The following is a 14,588-nucleotide window of genomic DNA, read 5'->3' as shown; positions in this document are numbered from 1 at the left end:
AAACTATAGCACAGGGTTTTCACTGAAGGCAAATGGGGCCGGAAGAAATGCCATCGCCGTGAACCGGGCATGGATCTCCGATGACGCCCTCCGCCAATCCATAGCGTCGAGCCCCTCCTATATGGACCCAGCCGATAACCAACCCCGTTATAGGCAACGCCCTCCCCCTAGAGCCGCAACTCCGTCGTCTCCTTGATCTGCTGCAGGGCGAAGAAGGAACGCATGTCCACCACCGCCGGGTGCTGCATCAGCGTGTCCATGGCAAAACGCGAAAAATGGGCCAGGTCGGCCACCTGGATGCGCAGCAGGTAATCCATGTCGCCGGACATGGCATAGCACTCGACCACCTCGGGCCACAGTTGCACGGCACGCGCGAAGTCGGCCATGGGGGCATGACTGCCCGCCACGTGCTTGTTCAGGCGAATGGATACGTAGGCCAGCAATCCCAGTCCTACCCGCTCGGCGTCGACCAGCGCCACATAGCGTTTGATGTACCCCTGTTCCTCCAGCCGGCGCACACGGCGCAGGCAGGGACTGGGGGACAGCGACACGCGCTCTGCCAGCTCCTGGTTGCTGAGCCGCCCGTCGCGCTGCAATTCGGCCAGGATTCTGCGATCTGTCCTGTCCAGTTCAATTTCAGCCATATGATTTCTCGCACTTTAATTTCAAAGCAATATTATTGCTCCGATCTCGGGCGCATGAGCCATTTTCGCAATCGCCTGCCCGGCGCTTCTCCCTACAATTTCGGTTTCGCACCTGCCATCCGGCATGGCGGGCATCAATAAGGGAGAGCAGACATGGAAAGCGGTTTTCAACCTTGGGACAACCCCATGGGCACGTCGGGGTTCGAGTTCATCGAGTACACCGCCCCCGATCCCGTCGCGCTGCGCAAGGTCTTCGAACTGCTGGGCTTCAAGGCCATCGCGCGGCACCGCCACAAGGACGTCACGCTGTATCGACAGGGCGGGATCAATTTCCTGATCAATGCCGAACCCGACTCGTTCGCGCAGCGGTTCGCACGGCTGCACGGCCCGTCGATCTGTGCCATCGGCTTTCGCGTGGACGATGCCGCGAAGGCGTACAAGCGCGCGCTGGAACTGGGCGCCTGGGGTTTCGATTCGCACAGCGGTCCGATGGAGCTGAACATCCCGGCGATCAAAGGCATCGGCGATTCGCTGATCTACCTGGTGGACCGCTGGCGCGGCAAGCATGGCCACGGCGGCATCGGCGACATCGGCATCTATGACGTGGATTTCGAACCCATCGATCCCGCCAACGCGCAGCAGGACCTGAACCACGCGGGCGCCGGCCTGACGCTGGTCGACCATCTGACGCACAACGTGCACAAGGGTCGCATGGCGGAGTGGGCGGAGTTCTACGAGCGCCTGTTCAACTTCCGCGAGGTGCGCTACTTCGACATCGAAGGCAAGGTGACCGGCGTGAAGTCGAAGGCGATGACCTCGCCGTGCGGCAACATCCGCATCCCGATCAACGAGGAAGGCACCGAGGAAAAAGGCCAGATCCAGGAATACCTGGACCTGTACCGCGGCGAGGGCATCCAGCACATCGCCATGGCGACGGACGACATCTACGCGACCATCGAATCGTTGCGCAAGAACGGCGTAGTGTTCCTGGATACGCCCGAGACCTATTACGAACTGCTGGAACGCCGGTTGCCCGGACACGGCGAGCATACGGACCGCCTGCGCCAGAACCGCATCCTGCTGGATGGCGCCCCCGGCGGCGGCCTGCTGCTGCAGATCTTCACCGAGAACCAGATCGGCCCGATCTTCTTCGAGATCATCCAGCGCAAGGGCAACGATGGGTTTGGCGAAGGCAACTTCAAGGCACTGTTCGAATCCATCGAACTGGACCAGATGCGCCGCGGCGTGGTGAAGTCGGTCGAGTGATCGGCGGCGGGCCGCGCGAGGCGGCTCGCCATTCCTTCGCCAGGCGGCAAGCAGACGCGGCCAGGTCGTTCGCCCGGCAGCCTACATGGGATAGGGCCTCAAGAGAGGTCCTATTCCAGACATACCGACTCGGGCCGCGATGCTGCGACGCAAGGGGGTCAGCGTACCAGGCGGTCGCGGAACTGCTTGCGGAACTTGGCCACCTTGGGCGCTATCACGAACTGGCAGTAGCCCTGCTCGGGATGCGAGTTGAAGTAATTGCGGTGGTAGTCCTCGGCCTGCCAGAAGGTGGCCGGGGCCAGCAGCTGGGTGACGATGGGCGCGTCGTAGACTTGCTGCCCGTCGACCTCGGCGATGACGGCCTGGGCCTGCTCGCGCTGTGCGTCGTCCTGCCAGAAGATGGCCGACTCGTACTGCGGACCGACGTCGTTGCCCTGGCGGCCCGGGGTGGTGGGATCGTGCGTGGCGAAGAACACGCGCAGCAGGTCGCTGTAGGACAGCACCTGCGGATCGAACTCGATGCGCGCCACCTCGATGTGGCCGGTCTGCTTGCCGCAGACCTGCTCATAGGTGGGATGATCGACGTGGCCGCCGCTGTAGCCGGGCAACACGCTGGTCACGCCGCGCAGGTCCTGGAAAACGGCTTCTACGCACCAGAAGCAACCGCCGCCGAGGATGGCGACTTCGTGGCCGGGTGCGGTTTTCAGTTCGGACATGATCTATGACTCCTGTGTGCCGAGACGCGGCGTGCGCCCAATCCGCAGCATGGGGGCATATCGCGCCGCTTCAAGGCTAGGGCTTGGCGGGCGCCAGGGACAGCACCCATTCGGCCAGTTGCCTGGCGTCCTGCTCGCTGACGTGCGTCTGGGCCGGCATGGGCACCGCGCCCCAGGCGCCGCGGCCGCCGCCGCGGATCTTGTTGGCCAGGTACTCCAGCGCTTCGGGCTGGCCGGCATAGCGTTCGGAGACGCTGCGCAACGGCGGCCCGACGCGTTTGCTGTCCACCTGGTGACAGGCCATACAGGCCTTGCTTGCCGCGAGTTTCTGTCCATCCACCTGCTGGGCGCCGGCGGCGCCGGCCGCCAGCAGGGTCAGGGCGGCCAGCGCCACCCTAGGCTTCATCGAATGCATCCGTAACTGCCCCAAGGCTGGCGGAACTGGCAAGCCTGCCGAACTTGGCAAGCACGCCGCGCGTGTAGCGCGGCTTGGGCGCCACCCATTGCCGGCGGCGCTCCGCCAATTCCTCGTCGCCGACATCGAGCTGCAGCAGCAGCTTGTGGGCGTCGATGGTAACCGAATCGCCCTCGCGGATCAGCGCGATGGCGCCGCCCACGTAGGCCTCGGGCGCGACGTGCCCCACCACCATGCCCCAGGTGCCGCCCGAGAAGCGGCCGTCGGTGATCAAGCCCACGGTTTCGCCCAACCCCTGCCCGATCAGCGCGGAGGTGGGCGCGAGCATCTCGCGCATGCCCGGGCCGCCCTTCGGACCCTCGTAGCGGATGACGACCACGTCGCCATGCTGGATCTGGCGCGCCATGATGGCGGCCATGGCATCGTCCTCGGAATCGAAGACGCGGGCCGGGCCGGTGATGACGGGGTTCTTCAGGCCGGTGATCTTGGCCACGCAGCCTTCCGGCGCCAGGTTGCCCTTGAGGATGGCGAGGTGGCCTTGCGGGTACAGCGCGCGGTCCATCGGCATGATGACGTCCTGGTCGGCGGACGGCACCGACGGCACGTCGGCCAGCGTCTCGGCGATGGTCTTGCCGGTGATGGTGATGCAGTCGCCATGCAGCAGGCCGGCATCCAGCAACAGCTTCATCACCTGGGGAATGCCGCCCGCGCGATGCAGGTCGGTGGCGACGTACTTGCCTGAGGGCTTCAGGTCGCAGATGACGGGCACGCGGCGGCGGATGCGCTCGAAGTCGTCGATGGTCCATTCGACTTCGGCAGCATGCGCGATGGCCAGGAAGTGCAGCACGGCGTTGGTGGAGCCGCCCGTGGCCATGATGACGGACACGGCGTTCTCGATGGACCGGCGGGTGATGATGTCGCGCGGCCGCACGCCACGCCGCACGGCATCGACCAGCACGCGCGCCGACTCGGCGGCCGACGCGACCTTTTCCTCGTCCTCGTTGGCCATGGTGCTGGAATATGGCAGGCTCATGCCCATGGCCTCGAAGGCCGAGCTCATTGTGTTGGCGGTATACATGCCGCCGCACGAGCCCGAGCCGGGAATGGCGCACTGCTCGATCTGCTTGAAGTCGTGCTCGTCCATGCGGCCCATGGTGAATTCGCCTACGGCCTCGAATACCGACACGATGGTGAGATCCTTGCCCTGGTAGCGGCCCGGCTTGATGGTGCCGCCGTACACATAGATGCCGGGCACATTCATGCGCGCCAGCGCGATCATGCCGCCAGGCATGTTCTTGTCGCAGCCGCCGATGACCACCACGCCGTCCATCCACTGCCCCTGCGCGGCGGTCTCGATACAGTCGGCGATGACTTCCCGCGAGACCAGTGAGTACTTCATGCCCTCGGTGCCCATCGACATGCCGTCGGAAATGGTGGGCGTGCCGAAGACCTGCGGATTGGCCTTGGAGGCGCGCACGGCCTCGATGGCCGCGTCGGCCAGACGCTGCAGGCCGCTGTTGCAGGGCGTGATGGTGGAATGTCCGTTGGCCACGCCGATCATGGGGTTGTCGAAATCGGCTTCGCGGTAACCGAGCGCGTAGTACATTGCGCGATTCGGCGCGCGCGCGACGCCATGGGTGATGTGGCGGGAACGTTCGTTGTGCGGCATGGTCTGGTCTCCTGGCGGGTTTGATTTGCCTGCAACGCGGCGGCCGGCCCCGGGCGCCTGCCGGTTATTATCGGACAACTTTTTCTGCCGGGCGGAACATGCTTCAGTATCCCCAATTCGATCCCATCGCCATCCGCATCGGGCCGCTCGCGGTCCATTGGTATGGGCTGATGTACCTGGTGGGCTTTGCCAGCGCCTATCTGCTGGGCCGCTGGCGCATCGTGCGCGGCCACACCACGTTCCTGACCGTGCGCGACCTGGAAGACCTGACGTTCTATACGGTGCTGGGCGTGGTGCTGGGCGGGCGCCTGGGCTACGTGCTGTTCTACAAGCCCACGCATTACCTGTCGCATCCGCTGGAGATCTTCTACCTGTGGGAAGGCGGCATGTCCTTCCACGGCGGCCTGCTGGGCGTGATCCTCGTGATGTTCCTGTTCGCGCGCAAGAAAGGCGTGTCGCTGTTCACGCTCAGCGACTTCGTGGCGCCGCTGATCCCACCGGCGCTGGCCGCGGGTCGGCTGGGCAACTTCATCAACGGCGAATTGTGGGGCCGCCCCACGGACGTGCCGTGGGCCATGGTGTTTCCGCAGTCCGGCGACGGACTGGCGCGCCACCCGTCCCAGTTGTACGAGTTGGGCCTGGAAGGGATCGTGCTGTTCCTGATCCTGTGGGGCTTCTCGGCCAAGCCGCGCAAGACCGGCCAGGTCAGCGCGCTGTTCCTGATCTTCTACGGGCTGTTCCGCTTCCTGGTGGAATTCACCCGTGAACCCGACGGCTTCCTGGGCCTGCTGGCGGCCGGCCTGAGCATGGGGCAATGGCTGTCGCTGCCGATGGTGATCATCGGCGCGGCCATGTTCGCCTGGTTTACTGCAAGGAAATCGTCCCAGTGACCGACACGGTCACGGTGACCTCGCCGGCTTCCAGCGGAACGTCGGCGCGGGCATCGGCGCCCTTGGCCATCATCATGGGCGCGGGCGCCCGAGCCATGGGTTGCGCGGCGCCGGCGCCGTCAAGATCGAGACGCACGATCCGATAGCCCGAGAAGCCGAACGCGCCGGACGCGGCCACCGCGCGCTCGCGGAAGGCCTGCGCGGCCTGAGTCAGCAGCTTGCGCTCTTCGGCTTCGCGCGCCTCGCGCGACAGCATGAAGCCGATGTTGGAGATGGCGGTCTTGTCGCTGAGCTTTGACGCCAGCGCGGACGCCTTGGCGAAGTCCTTGGACTGCAGCACGATCTCGCCCTGGCCGCGCCAACTGGTGACCTTGCCCTTGTTGTCGGTGTTGGGCCACACATTGAAGCCGCCCGTACGCACGTCCACGCCTTCGGTGCCCTTGGCGCGCTTGACCGCGTCTTCCAGCGCCTTCGTCAGGCGCTGGCCTGCGGTGGGCTGGTCGGGCCCGTCGACCTCGGCCGACAGCGAGATGCGCACGGTGTCCTGCATGACCTCGGTGGAAGCCGATGCCTGCAGCGTCATGCGCGGCGCGCGGCCTTCCCTTCCATGTTCGGCGCCGGGCTCGGGGCGGGCCTGGGGCTCGGCGGTGGGCGCCACGGGCGAAGGCGCCGCCGGCTGGGCCGCGGCCACGGCACTGGAAAGCAGGCTCAGGGCCAATGCCGTGCGGCACGCGAGGGCGAGCTTGTTCGACAGAAACGCGGGGAGTCTGGACATGAGGGAACCCTGTGGAGAAAGAAACACGGCGGCCAGAAGCCGCCGCCGAGATGGGCGGACCTGCGAAACGCAGGCCGCCGAATAGATGCCCCGCCTGTGCCGTCTAGGCCGGCATCTCGAACCCTGAGGTTCAAGTCGGCCGCGATTGGCAGAACATCGGGTTCGTCTACGGAGAGACGATCACTCCAGTTCCGCACTCTCGCAACCTATATGCCGTAAGACATAGGTTCAGAGAATGTATGGCCGAGTCACGAACACGGCAGGGACAAACCGAGAATACAGCAAGAATGTTGGCAGTGTTGCTTCAGGACGTAGCTTAAAGCAGCTTTTCCTGGCCGGAGAGCGCGTCGTCCAGCATGCCATTCATCTCGTCGATTTTACGCTTGAAGTCGCCAACCGCCAAACCGCCCAGCGGGCCGTCGGGCGCCTTCATGCCCAGCAGTTCGCCGGCGATGGACAGCGCCGCCATGACGGCGATGCGTTCGTTGCTGGTGATCTTGCCGGTGCCCTGGATGCGCAGCATGAGCTGGTCGACGTGGCGCACGGCGGCCAGCAGCGTGGGCTTTTCCTCGGCGGAGCAGGCCAGGGAATAGTCGCGGCCCAGGATAGAGACGTCGAGGCGTTCCATCAGGGTTGTTCTCCTATGGAAGCGCCGCCGCCCGGCAAGCGGGCCAGCACGGCGTCGATGCGTTCGCGTGCGGTGGAAGCGGCATTGCGCAGCCGCTGCATGTCGGAGTCGCGCGCCTGGGCATGCGCCTCGAGCGCCTGGCGCTGGGCGGTTTCCTGGGCCAGTTGCTGGCGCAGGGACTCTTCCACCTGGCGGGCATCGGCCTTCAATTCAGTGGCGGCGGTGTCGTGCGCCTGCAGGCGTTCACGCAGGGCCTGGAGTTCGGCGTCGCGGTCGGCGCAGCGCTGCAGCAGCGCGCGCTGTTGCGCCTCGCTGTCGTTCAGGCGTACGCGCAGCGCATCGCGCTCGGCATGCAGCTGTCGCGTGCGCTGCACCAGTTGCCCGAGACGGGCGGCGAGATGATCGAGGTCTTGCAGCATGGGCGCTATCGTATACCAAGAGCGCGTCGATCGGGGCCCAACCAAAAGACGGAGAGCAAGCGCAATATCCGGTAGGATTCTGTGTTGAAAGCATGCTTGCACCGGCCTCTCAACGGCTTTCCAACAGCTTTCTTTCTGCTTTCACTAAGCTTTCATTGGGCCATCAAATCGCGTTTCGCGCGTCCAAATAGACCCGAGAGTTCCCTAATTCGCGGGAAAACCCTGACAAATACCATAACAAGCAGGGTTCTCAGTCGGCCCCCCCTCCATTACCATTCGCGCTTCCAAAACAAGCTGGACCACCCAAGAACGAGTGGCGCTTCGAAGTGCCCGTTTTGCCCACCGCCAATGATGCACAGGGCCCTTTCCTCCCTATGACATGCTGTAATCAGGAGCCAATCAATCATGCAGCTACGCAATAAACAGGACTTCTGGTCCGGGGTGATGTTCATCGCCCTCGGACTCGGATTCGCCTGGCAAGCCACCAGTTACCAGATGGGAACCGCCGCCCGCATGGGCCCCGGCTATTTCCCGTTCTGGCTCGGCCTGGTCCTGGCCCTCCTGGGCGCCGTCGTCCTTCTGGGTTCGCTCTCGAAGAAGGCGACCGAGACCACCATCGACAAGTTCGATTGGCGCATCGTCTTCCTGGTGATCGGCTCTGTCGTCCTTTACGCACTGATCCTGCGCCCCCTGGGCGTGTATCTCTCGGTGGCCGTCCTGGTCATCGTCAGCAGCCTGGCCAGCCATGAGTTCAGCTGGAAGGTAGCTATCGGCAACGCGATTTTCCTGGTGGTGTTCTCGTACCTGGCCTTCATCAAGGGCCTGGGACTGATCTTCCCGCTGTGGCCGTCGTTCCTGGGCGCGAACTGAGGAGGCACCCCAAATGGAATTGCTTGACAACCTGATGCTGGGTTTCTCGGTCGCGTTCACGCCCGAAAACCTGCTGTACGCCCTGCTGGGCTGCATTCTGGGCACGCTGATCGGCGTGCTGCCGGGGATCGGCCCCGTGCCGACCATCGCAATGCTGCTGCCCATCACCTACGTGCTGCCCCCGGTGGCCGGCCTGATCATGCTGGCCGGCATCTACTACGGTGCCCAGTACGGCGGCTCGACCACGGCCATTCTCGTGGCGCTGCCAGGGGAGACATCCGCGGTGGTGACCGTGCTTGACGGCCACCAGATGGCGCGTAACGGCCGTGCGGGCGCCGCACTGGCCATCGCCGCCATCGGCTCGTTCTTCGCCGGCTGCGTGGCCACCGTGCTGCTGGCCGCCTTCGCGCCCCCGCTGGCCGAAGTGGCCTTCCAGTTCGGTCCCGCCGAGTACTTCTCGCTGATGGTGCTGGGCCTGGTGGGCGCGGTGGTGCTGGCCTCGGGTTCGCTGCCCAAGGCCATCGCCATGATCATCCTGGGTCTGCTGCTGGGCATGGTCGGCACCGACGTCAACTCGGGCGTGGCCCGCTACGACTTCGGCATCCCCGAACTGCAGGACGGCATCGACTTCGCCATCGTGGCCATGGGCGTGTTCGGCTTCGCCGAAATCATGACCAACCTCGAGCAGAAGGAAAACCGCGTCGACATCACCGACAAGATCGGCACGCTGTACCCGAACAAGCAGGAGTTCAAGGAAGCCGCTCCGGCCGTGCTGCGCGGCACCGCCCTGGGTTCGGCCCTGGGCATCCTGCCGGGCGGTGGCGCCGTGCTGTCGTCGTTCGCGTCGTACACGCTGGAAAAGAAGATCTCGAAGAACCCCGAGCGCTTCGGCAAGGGCCACCCGGCCGGCCTGGCGGGTCCGGAATCGGCGAACAACGCGGCCGCCCAGACCTCGTTCATCCCCCTGCTGACCTTGGGCATCCCGGGCAACGCGGTGATGGCGCTGATGGTCGGCGCGATGACGATCCACAACATCCAGCCCGGCCCGCAGGTCATGACCAGCCACCCGGAACTGTTCTGGGGCCTGATCGCCTCGATGTGGATCGGCAACCTGATGCTGGTGGTGCTGAACCTGCCGCTGATCGGCCTGTGGATCAAGCTGCTGAAGGTGCCCTACCGCGTGCTGTTCCCGGCCATTCTGGTGTTCTGCACGATCGGTGTGTACTCGTTGAACTACAACACGTTCGACATCTTCACCACCGCCATGTTCGGCATCATCGGCTACGTGTGGGCCAAGCTGAAGTGCGAAGGCGCCCCGCTGCTGCTGGGCCTGGTGCTGGGCCCCATGATGGAAGAGAACTTCCGTCGTGCCCTGCTGCTGTCGCGCGGCGACTACACGACCTTCGTGACGCGCCCGCTGTCGGCCTCGCTGCTGGCCTTCGCCGTGATCCTGGTGATCCTGGTGGCGCTGCCGTCGATCCGCAAGAAGCGCGAAGAGACCTTCGTCGAAGAAGACTGAGCAAGTGTTCCCGACGGGCGCATGCAGCCTTGCATGCGCCGCTTCAAAGCCCCGGCCTCGCCGGGGCTTTTTAATTTCCTGTCGTCTGATTCTTTGGCCAAATGCCAGAAAACATCTGTAAATAATACGAATCATGTCCGCGGGTGGGGTAAGCTAGGGGTTTACCCGACGCACTGACATCGTCATGACGTTCGACTGGACCAACCCTTATCCCTCGTCGCGGGCTCCCGTTTTCGCCCGCAACCTGGTGGCCACCTCGCAACCGCTGGCTGCGCAGGCCGGCCTGCGCATGCTGGCGCTGGGCGGCAATGCCGTCGATGCCGCCATTGCCGCGGCCGCCGCGCTGGCCATCACCGAACCCGTGGGCAACGGCCTGGGCTCGGACTGCTACATCCTGGTGTGGGATGGCGCCCGCATGCACGGCCTGGATGCCTCGGGCGCCGCGCCCGGCGCCTGGAACCCTGATTACTTCAAGTCGCGCCACCAGGGCCGCATTCCGGCCCGCGGCTGGGACAGCGTGACCGTGCCAGGCGCCATCGCGGGCTGGGCGGCGCTGCACGAGCGGCTGGGCAGCCTGTCGTTTGCCACCTTGATGGAACCCGCCATCGAATACGCCGAGCGCGGCTATGCGGTGACGCCAGCGGTGCAACGCAAATGGGCCGCGCAGGTCGACCTGCTGCAGTCCATGCCCGGCTTCGCCGATCACTTCATGCCTCGCGGCCGCGCGCCGCTGGTGGGCGAGCATTTCACGCTGCGCTGCGCGGCCGAGACGCTGCGGCGCGTGGCCCAGACCACCGGCCGCGACTTCTACGAAGGCGAGACGGCGCACAAGCTGGTCGCGCACGCGCAGGCACACGACGCGGTCCTTACGCTGAACGACCTGCGCGGCTATGCGCCACGCTGGGTCGACCCCATCGCACAGCCGTATCGCGGCCACGTGCTGCACCAGTTGCCGTCAGAGGGCCATGCGCATGGCGTTGCCTCGCTGGCCACCATGGGCATCCTGCAGCATTTCGATCTGGCGGCGTACGCACCGGATCACCCTGACGTGCATCACCTGATGATCGAGGCCGTGAAGCTGGCGCTGTCGGACGTGCCCGAGAGCCGCGATTCGCTGCTGGATCCCGCCCGGCTGGCCGCATGCGCCGCCGCCATCGATCCCAAACGGGCCCAGCCGTTCGCGCTGGGCCGCGCGCCGCAAGGCGGCACCGTGCACGTCAGCGCCGCCGATCGCCAGGGCATGATGGTCAGCCTGGTGCAGTCCAATCACATCGGCTTCGGCTCGGGCGTGGTCGTGCCCGGCACCGGCGTCAGCCTGCACAACCGAGGCTACGCCTTCTCGGCCGATCCCTCGCATGCCCATGCCGTGGCGGGCGGCAAGCGCCCCGGACACGCCAGCACGCCGCTGCTGCTGACGCGCGCGGGCGCGCCGCTGGCCAGCCTGGGCGTGATGGGCGGCAACATGCAGCCGCAGGGCCACGTGCAGACGCTGGTGCGCATGGTCGACCACGGCCAGCAGCCGCAGGCAGCCTGCGACGCGCCACGTTGGCGCTGGACCCATGGCATGTCGGTCGACGCCGAACCGACCCTGTCCGCCGCCCTGCTCGATGCGCTGTGCGCGCGCGGCCACGCGGTGGAACGCGCGCGCGATCCGCATGCCGACTTCGGCTCGGGCCAGTTCGTGTGGCGCCTGGGCGATCCGGCGATGCAGGGCTACGTGGGCGCCAGTGATGGGCGGCGCGACGGGCTGGCCGCAGGGCTCTGACGCGGCACAGGCAATGCCGGGCGGAAACGCACGCAGTCGCCGGCGCAAGCTTGCCGGGCGTGGCGCACGCCTGCGGCAGTACCCGATCCGCGTCGCAAGAGGCCACCACGCTGGCCGCCGCATCGGTCCGCCGCATGGACCGGCGAACGCGCGCGGCCACGACGCACGAGCGCGTCGTGCGGCACGGCATGCGCCCCTTGTACGCGCACGTTTGCGCCTGTTTATACTAGACGCCCCCCGCCCGCGCCCATGCCGTTCGGCGACAGCCGGCGCCTCATTCCTGCGCGCTCGCGCATCCACACCGGAGACTTCTTCCATGGCATCCATCGGTTCCAAGAGCTACGACTCGGTCGCAGCCCAGAAGGTCGCTTTCCTCGGCCTCGGCGTCATGGGCCTGCCCATGGCCGGACACCTGGCGCGCGCGGGCCACGAGGTGACCGTCTATAACCGCAGCCCGGCGAAGGCCCAGGCCTGGAGCCAGGAATTCGGCGGCCGCACCGCCGCCACGCCGCGTGAGGCCGCCGCCGGCGCGCAGATCGTCTTCGCCTGCGTGGGCAACGACGACGACCTGCGCAGCGTGGTGCTGGGCGACGATGGCGCGTTCGCGGGCATGGCCAAGGGCGCCGTCTTCGTCGACCACACCACCGCGTCGGCCAACGTGGCGCGCGAGCTCTATGCCAAGGCCAAGGAGCTGGGCCTGAACTTCATCGATGCCCCGGTCTCGGGCGGCCAGGCCGGCGCCGTGAACGGCGTGCTGACGGTGATGTGCGGCGGCGAGCCGGACGTGTTCGACAGCGTTAAGCCGGTGGCGCAGGCCTTCGGCCGCGCGGTCACCCTGGTGGGCGCGCCCGGCGCGGGCCAACTGGCCAAAATGGTCAACCAGATCTGCATCGCCGGTGTGGTGCAGGGCCTGTCGGAAGCCATTGCGTTCGGCCAGGCGGCCGAACTGGACATGAAGCTGGTGCTGGACGTCATCAGCAAGGGCGCGGCGCAGAGCTGGCAGATGGAGAACCGCGGCGGCACCATGGTCGACGACAAGTTCGACTTCGGCTTCGCGGTGGACTGGATGCGCAAGGACCTGGGCCTGGTGCTGGACGAAGCGCGCAGCAACGGCGCGCGCCTGCCGCTGACGGCGGTGGTCGACCAGTTCTACGGAGACGTCCAGAAGCTGGGCGGCGGGCGCTGGGACACTTCCAGCCTGATCAAGCGCCTGCGCTGATCGCGCGCAGCGGGCGAGCCGCCAGGGCTCGCCCTCGGGCCGTACAGGGCGTCATCAGGCCGCCTCGGCCAGTTCGAGCCTGGTCGACTCGACGCCGACCGGCCGCGCCGTTGCGAGGTCCAGCGCGTCGATGCGTTGCCGGGCTCGGGCCAGGCCTTCCTGCATGGCCGCTTCGCCCATCGCCAGGCCCTGGGCGGTGATGATCGTGGGGTTCATGCCCAGGAAGTTCAGCATCTGGCGCATGTGCGACGCGACGTTGTCGTCCGGCGTGCCTTCCGCCTTGCCGCCGCGCGAAATCAGCACGTACGCCTCCTTGCCCTTCACCAGGCCTTCCGGCACGCCCTGCGGGCTGTAGCGGAACGTGATGCCGGCCCGCGCGACGAAGTCGAAATAGCTCTTCAACTGGGCCGGGGGATTGAAGTTGTAGACCGGCGCGGTGAAGATGATGCGGTCGGCGTCGAACAGCTCGGCGACCAGGCGGTCGCTGTAGGCGACGATGTCGCGCTGCTCGGCGGTGCGGGACTCGGCCGGCGTGAACAGCGCGCCGACGGTGTTGGCGTCGAAGTACGGCACCGGTTGGCTTGCCAGGTCGCGCACGACGATCGTGCCGTCGGGGTCGGACTGGCGGATGCGGGCGACGAAATGGTCGGCCAGGGCCTTGGAATGCGAACGGTCACCAAGGACGGACGAAAGAATCAGCAGGGTCTTCATGAATGATCTCCAAAGTTCGGGGCGAATCAGGATCGCCGTGGTATGGACATCACTCTACGGGGGTTAATTATTCACATAAACCCATGTAAGATGAACTCCTAGTTCCAAAAATAGAACAGTGAGCATCATGCAAGACCTGAACGATCTCTATTATTTCGCGCAGGTGGTCGAGCAAGGCGGGTTCAGCGCGGCAGCGCGCACGCTCGACATTCCCAAGTCGCGCCTGTCGCGCCGCATCTCCCAGCTCGAGGAACGCCTGGGCGTGCGCCTGCTGCAACGAACGACGCGCCGCCTGCGGCTGACCACGGCCGGCGAGCGTTACCTGCGCTACTGCCTGGAAATGACGGCCTCGGCGCGCGCCGCCGAAGACGCCATGCGGCAGTTGCAGGCCGAGCCGTCCGGCCCCGTGGTGGTGAGCTGTCCGGTGTCGCTGGCGCAGACGTCGCTGGCGCCCCTGCTGCCTGAATTCCTGGACACCTGGCCCGCCGTGTCGGTGCAGATGGTGGTGACCAACCGCCGCGTCGACCTGATCCGTGAAGGCGTGGACCTGGCCCTGCGCGTGCGCGAGCGGCTCGATACGGATGCGGAACTGGTGGTGCGCCACCTGGGCACGGCCAGCGGCACGCTGGTGGCCAGTCCCGCCTACCTGCAGCGCCACGGCACGCCGGAAACACCCCAGGACCTGGCGGCGCACACCACGCTGAGCTTCAGCGAACCGCAGGCGGAAGTGCGCTGGCGGCTGTACAACACGCAGGACGAAGAAACCGAAGTGGCGCTGCGTCCGCAGCTGTGCTGCAACGATTTCATCGTGCTGACGCAGGCCGCGGTGCGCGGACGCGGCATCTCGCTGCTGCCGGCCGAGGCGACCCGCGAAGAGACTCGGCGCGGCCAGTTGGTGCGGGTATTGCCGGACTGGCGCTCGCCGGAAGGGATCGTGCACTGCATCTATCCCTCGCGGCGCGGCATGATGCCGGCCGTGCGGGCGCTGGTGGACTTCCTGTCGGAACGGCTGCCCCAGGCCTATCGGATGATCGACACGCCGTCGGATCCCGGCTGAGGAAACAGCTGAAAAAAGACGTGCC

The 14,588-nt window shown here is 66.2% G+C and carries 15 protein-coding genes and 1 other RNA gene; 7 read left to right on the top strand and 9 right to left on the bottom strand.

Going from position 1 to position 14,588, the window contains the following annotated elements; all coding sequences use genetic code 11:
* Positions 1 to 167 precede the first annotated feature (167 nt).
* On the bottom strand, positions 168 to 644 hold the full coding sequence (locus tag FS845_RS24870; RefSeq protein WP_144640762.1) for an Lrp/AsnC family transcriptional regulator: 477 nt from the start codon (positions 642 to 644) through the stop codon (positions 168 to 170).
* Between the two features lie 153 nt (positions 645 to 797).
* On the opposite strand from FS845_RS24870, the gene hppD reads away from it, so the two are divergent.
* Positions 798 to 1,910 carry a 4-hydroxyphenylpyruvate dioxygenase gene (gene hppD, locus FS845_RS24865; RefSeq protein WP_144640759.1) on the top strand — a complete coding sequence of 371 codons (1,113 nt, stop codon included), beginning with the start codon at positions 798 to 800 and terminating at the stop codon, positions 1,908 to 1,910.
* A 158-nt stretch (positions 1,911 to 2,068) separates the two neighbouring features.
* Here the strand turns inward: hppD and msrA are convergent, their stop codons facing one another.
* From msrA to ilvD, 3 genes are all read right to left on the bottom strand, one after another.
* Positions 2,069 to 2,626 carry a peptide-methionine (S)-S-oxide reductase MsrA gene (gene msrA / locus FS845_RS24860; RefSeq protein ID WP_144640755.1) on the bottom strand — a complete coding sequence of 186 codons (558 nt, stop codon included), beginning with the start codon at positions 2,624 to 2,626 and terminating at the stop codon, positions 2,069 to 2,071.
* A 76-nt stretch (positions 2,627 to 2,702) separates the two neighbouring features.
* Positions 2,703 to 3,041, bottom strand: a complete 339-nt coding sequence (locus FS845_RS24855) for a c-type cytochrome (protein ID WP_409929336.1) — start codon at positions 3,039 to 3,041, stop codon at positions 2,703 to 2,705.
* Positions 3,022 to 4,710, bottom strand: a complete 1,689-nt coding sequence (gene ilvD / locus FS845_RS24850) for a dihydroxy-acid dehydratase (RefSeq protein WP_144640749.1) — start codon at positions 4,708 to 4,710, stop codon at positions 3,022 to 3,024. Before ilvD ends, FS845_RS24855 begins: the two co-directional genes overlap by 20 nt.
* A 98-nt stretch (positions 4,711 to 4,808) precedes the next feature.
* Here ilvD and lgt point away from each other — a divergent pair, with 98 nt between their 5' ends.
* A complete protein-coding gene (gene lgt, locus FS845_RS24845) occupies positions 4,809 to 5,600 on the top strand; it encodes a prolipoprotein diacylglyceryl transferase (RefSeq protein ID WP_144640746.1) in 792 nt (263 codons plus the stop codon).
* Here the strand turns inward: lgt and FS845_RS24840 are convergent.
* From FS845_RS24840 to FS845_RS24825, 4 genes are all read right to left on the bottom strand, one after another.
* Complete coding sequence (locus FS845_RS24840; RefSeq protein WP_144640743.1) at positions 5,575 to 6,375, bottom strand: SIMPL domain-containing protein; 801 nt, start codon at positions 6,373 to 6,375, stop codon at positions 5,575 to 5,577. The two genes, lgt and FS845_RS24840, sit on opposite strands and share 26 nt — an antisense overlap.
* A gap of 83 nt (positions 6,376 to 6,458) precedes the next feature.
* Positions 6,459 to 6,644, bottom strand: a non-coding RNA gene (gene ssrS / locus FS845_RS24835) — 6S RNA.
* Positions 6,645 to 6,691: 47 nt separating this feature from the next.
* Positions 6,692 to 7,003 carry a cell division protein ZapA gene (locus FS845_RS24830; RefSeq protein WP_144640740.1) on the bottom strand — a complete coding sequence of 104 codons (312 nt, stop codon included), beginning with the start codon at positions 7,001 to 7,003 and terminating at the stop codon, positions 6,692 to 6,694.
* Positions 7,003 to 7,422: a hypothetical protein gene (locus tag FS845_RS24825; protein WP_186332415.1), complete on the bottom strand. Its 420-nt coding sequence runs from the start codon at positions 7,420 to 7,422 to the stop codon at positions 7,003 to 7,005. Before FS845_RS24825 ends, FS845_RS24830 begins: the two co-directional genes overlap by 1 nt.
* 405 nt (positions 7,423 to 7,827) lie before the next feature.
* Between FS845_RS24825 and FS845_RS24820 the strand changes: the two genes are divergently transcribed.
* From FS845_RS24820 to FS845_RS24805, 4 genes are all read left to right on the top strand, one after another.
* The gene (locus FS845_RS24820) at positions 7,828 to 8,292 is read left to right on the top strand and encodes a tripartite tricarboxylate transporter TctB family protein (RefSeq protein WP_144640733.1); all 465 of its coding nucleotides are present in this window, start codon (positions 7,828 to 7,830) and stop codon (positions 8,290 to 8,292) included.
* A gap of 13 nt (positions 8,293 to 8,305) precedes the next feature.
* Entirely contained in the window at positions 8,306 to 9,811 is a 1,506-nt protein-coding gene (locus FS845_RS24815; RefSeq protein WP_144640730.1) for a tripartite tricarboxylate transporter permease, read from the top strand.
* Positions 9,812 to 9,995: 184 nt separating this feature from the next.
* Positions 9,996 to 11,576 (top strand): gamma-glutamyltransferase family protein, encoded by a 1,581-nt coding sequence (locus FS845_RS24810; protein ID WP_144640727.1) that lies wholly within the window; start codon positions 9,996 to 9,998, stop codon positions 11,574 to 11,576.
* Between the two features lie 316 nt (positions 11,577 to 11,892).
* Complete coding sequence (locus FS845_RS24805; protein ID WP_144640724.1) at positions 11,893 to 12,795, top strand: NAD(P)-dependent oxidoreductase; 903 nt, start codon at positions 11,893 to 11,895, stop codon at positions 12,793 to 12,795.
* A gap of 54 nt (positions 12,796 to 12,849) precedes the next feature.
* Here the strand turns inward: FS845_RS24805 and FS845_RS24800 are convergent, their stop codons facing one another.
* Positions 12,850 to 13,506: an FMN-dependent NADH-azoreductase gene (locus FS845_RS24800; RefSeq protein WP_144640721.1), complete on the bottom strand. Its 657-nt coding sequence runs from the start codon at positions 13,504 to 13,506 to the stop codon at positions 12,850 to 12,852.
* 127 nt (positions 13,507 to 13,633) lie between these two features.
* Here FS845_RS24800 and FS845_RS24795 point away from each other — a divergent pair, with 127 nt between their 5' ends.
* The gene (locus FS845_RS24795) at positions 13,634 to 14,563 is read left to right on the top strand and encodes a LysR family transcriptional regulator (RefSeq protein ID WP_144640809.1); all 930 of its coding nucleotides are present in this window, start codon (positions 13,634 to 13,636) and stop codon (positions 14,561 to 14,563) included.
* Positions 14,564 to 14,588: the final 25 nt, after the last annotated feature.

It is taken from the genome of Bordetella genomosp. 13 (assembly GCF_007679965.1).
In the GTDB taxonomy this organism is placed as follows: Bacteria; Pseudomonadota; Gammaproteobacteria; order Burkholderiales; family Burkholderiaceae_B; genus Bordetella.
The sequence above is the reverse complement of the archived record's forward strand: the minus strand, read 5'-3'. Positions and strand labels throughout refer to the sequence as shown.

What these genes read in the sequence shown, in the direction of transcription:
- FS845_RS24810 (WP_144640727.1), top strand. Translation starts at nt 9,996, where the DNA reads ATGACGTTCGACTGGACCAACCCTTATCCCTCGTCGCGGGCTCCCGTT.
- FS845_RS24840 (WP_144640743.1), bottom strand. Translation starts at nt 6,375, where the DNA reads ATGTCCAGACTCCCCGCGTTTCTGTCGAACAAGCTCGCCCTCGCGTGC.
- lgt (WP_144640746.1), top strand. Translation starts at nt 4,809, where the DNA reads ATGCTTCAGTATCCCCAATTCGATCCCATCGCCATCCGCATCGGGCCG.
- FS845_RS24815 (WP_144640730.1), top strand. Translation starts at nt 8,306, where the DNA reads ATGGAATTGCTTGACAACCTGATGCTGGGTTTCTCGGTCGCGTTCACG.
- hppD (WP_144640759.1), top strand. Translation starts at nt 798, where the DNA reads ATGGAAAGCGGTTTTCAACCTTGGGACAACCCCATGGGCACGTCGGGG.
- FS845_RS24855 (WP_409929336.1), bottom strand. Translation starts at nt 3,041, where the DNA reads ATGCATTCGATGAAGCCTAGGGTGGCGCTGGCCGCCCTGACCCTGCTG.
- FS845_RS24795 (WP_144640809.1), top strand. Translation starts at nt 13,634, where the DNA reads ATGCAAGACCTGAACGATCTCTATTATTTCGCGCAGGTGGTCGAGCAA.
- FS845_RS24805 (WP_144640724.1), top strand. Translation starts at nt 11,893, where the DNA reads ATGGCATCCATCGGTTCCAAGAGCTACGACTCGGTCGCAGCCCAGAAG.
- FS845_RS24800 (WP_144640721.1), bottom strand. Translation starts at nt 13,506, where the DNA reads ATGAAGACCCTGCTGATTCTTTCGTCCGTCCTTGGTGACCGTTCGCAT.
- FS845_RS24820 (WP_144640733.1), top strand. Translation starts at nt 7,828, where the DNA reads ATGCAGCTACGCAATAAACAGGACTTCTGGTCCGGGGTGATGTTCATC.
- FS845_RS24830 (WP_144640740.1), bottom strand. Translation starts at nt 7,003, where the DNA reads ATGGAACGCCTCGACGTCTCTATCCTGGGCCGCGACTATTCCCTGGCC.
- ilvD (WP_144640749.1), bottom strand. Translation starts at nt 4,710, where the DNA reads ATGCCGCACAACGAACGTTCCCGCCACATCACCCATGGCGTCGCGCGC.
- msrA (WP_144640755.1), bottom strand. Translation starts at nt 2,626, where the DNA reads ATGTCCGAACTGAAAACCGCACCCGGCCACGAAGTCGCCATCCTCGGC.
- FS845_RS24870 (WP_144640762.1), bottom strand. Translation starts at nt 644, where the DNA reads ATGGCTGAAATTGAACTGGACAGGACAGATCGCAGAATCCTGGCCGAA.
- FS845_RS24825 (WP_186332415.1), bottom strand. Translation starts at nt 7,422, where the DNA reads ATGCTGCAAGACCTCGATCATCTCGCCGCCCGTCTCGGGCAACTGGTG.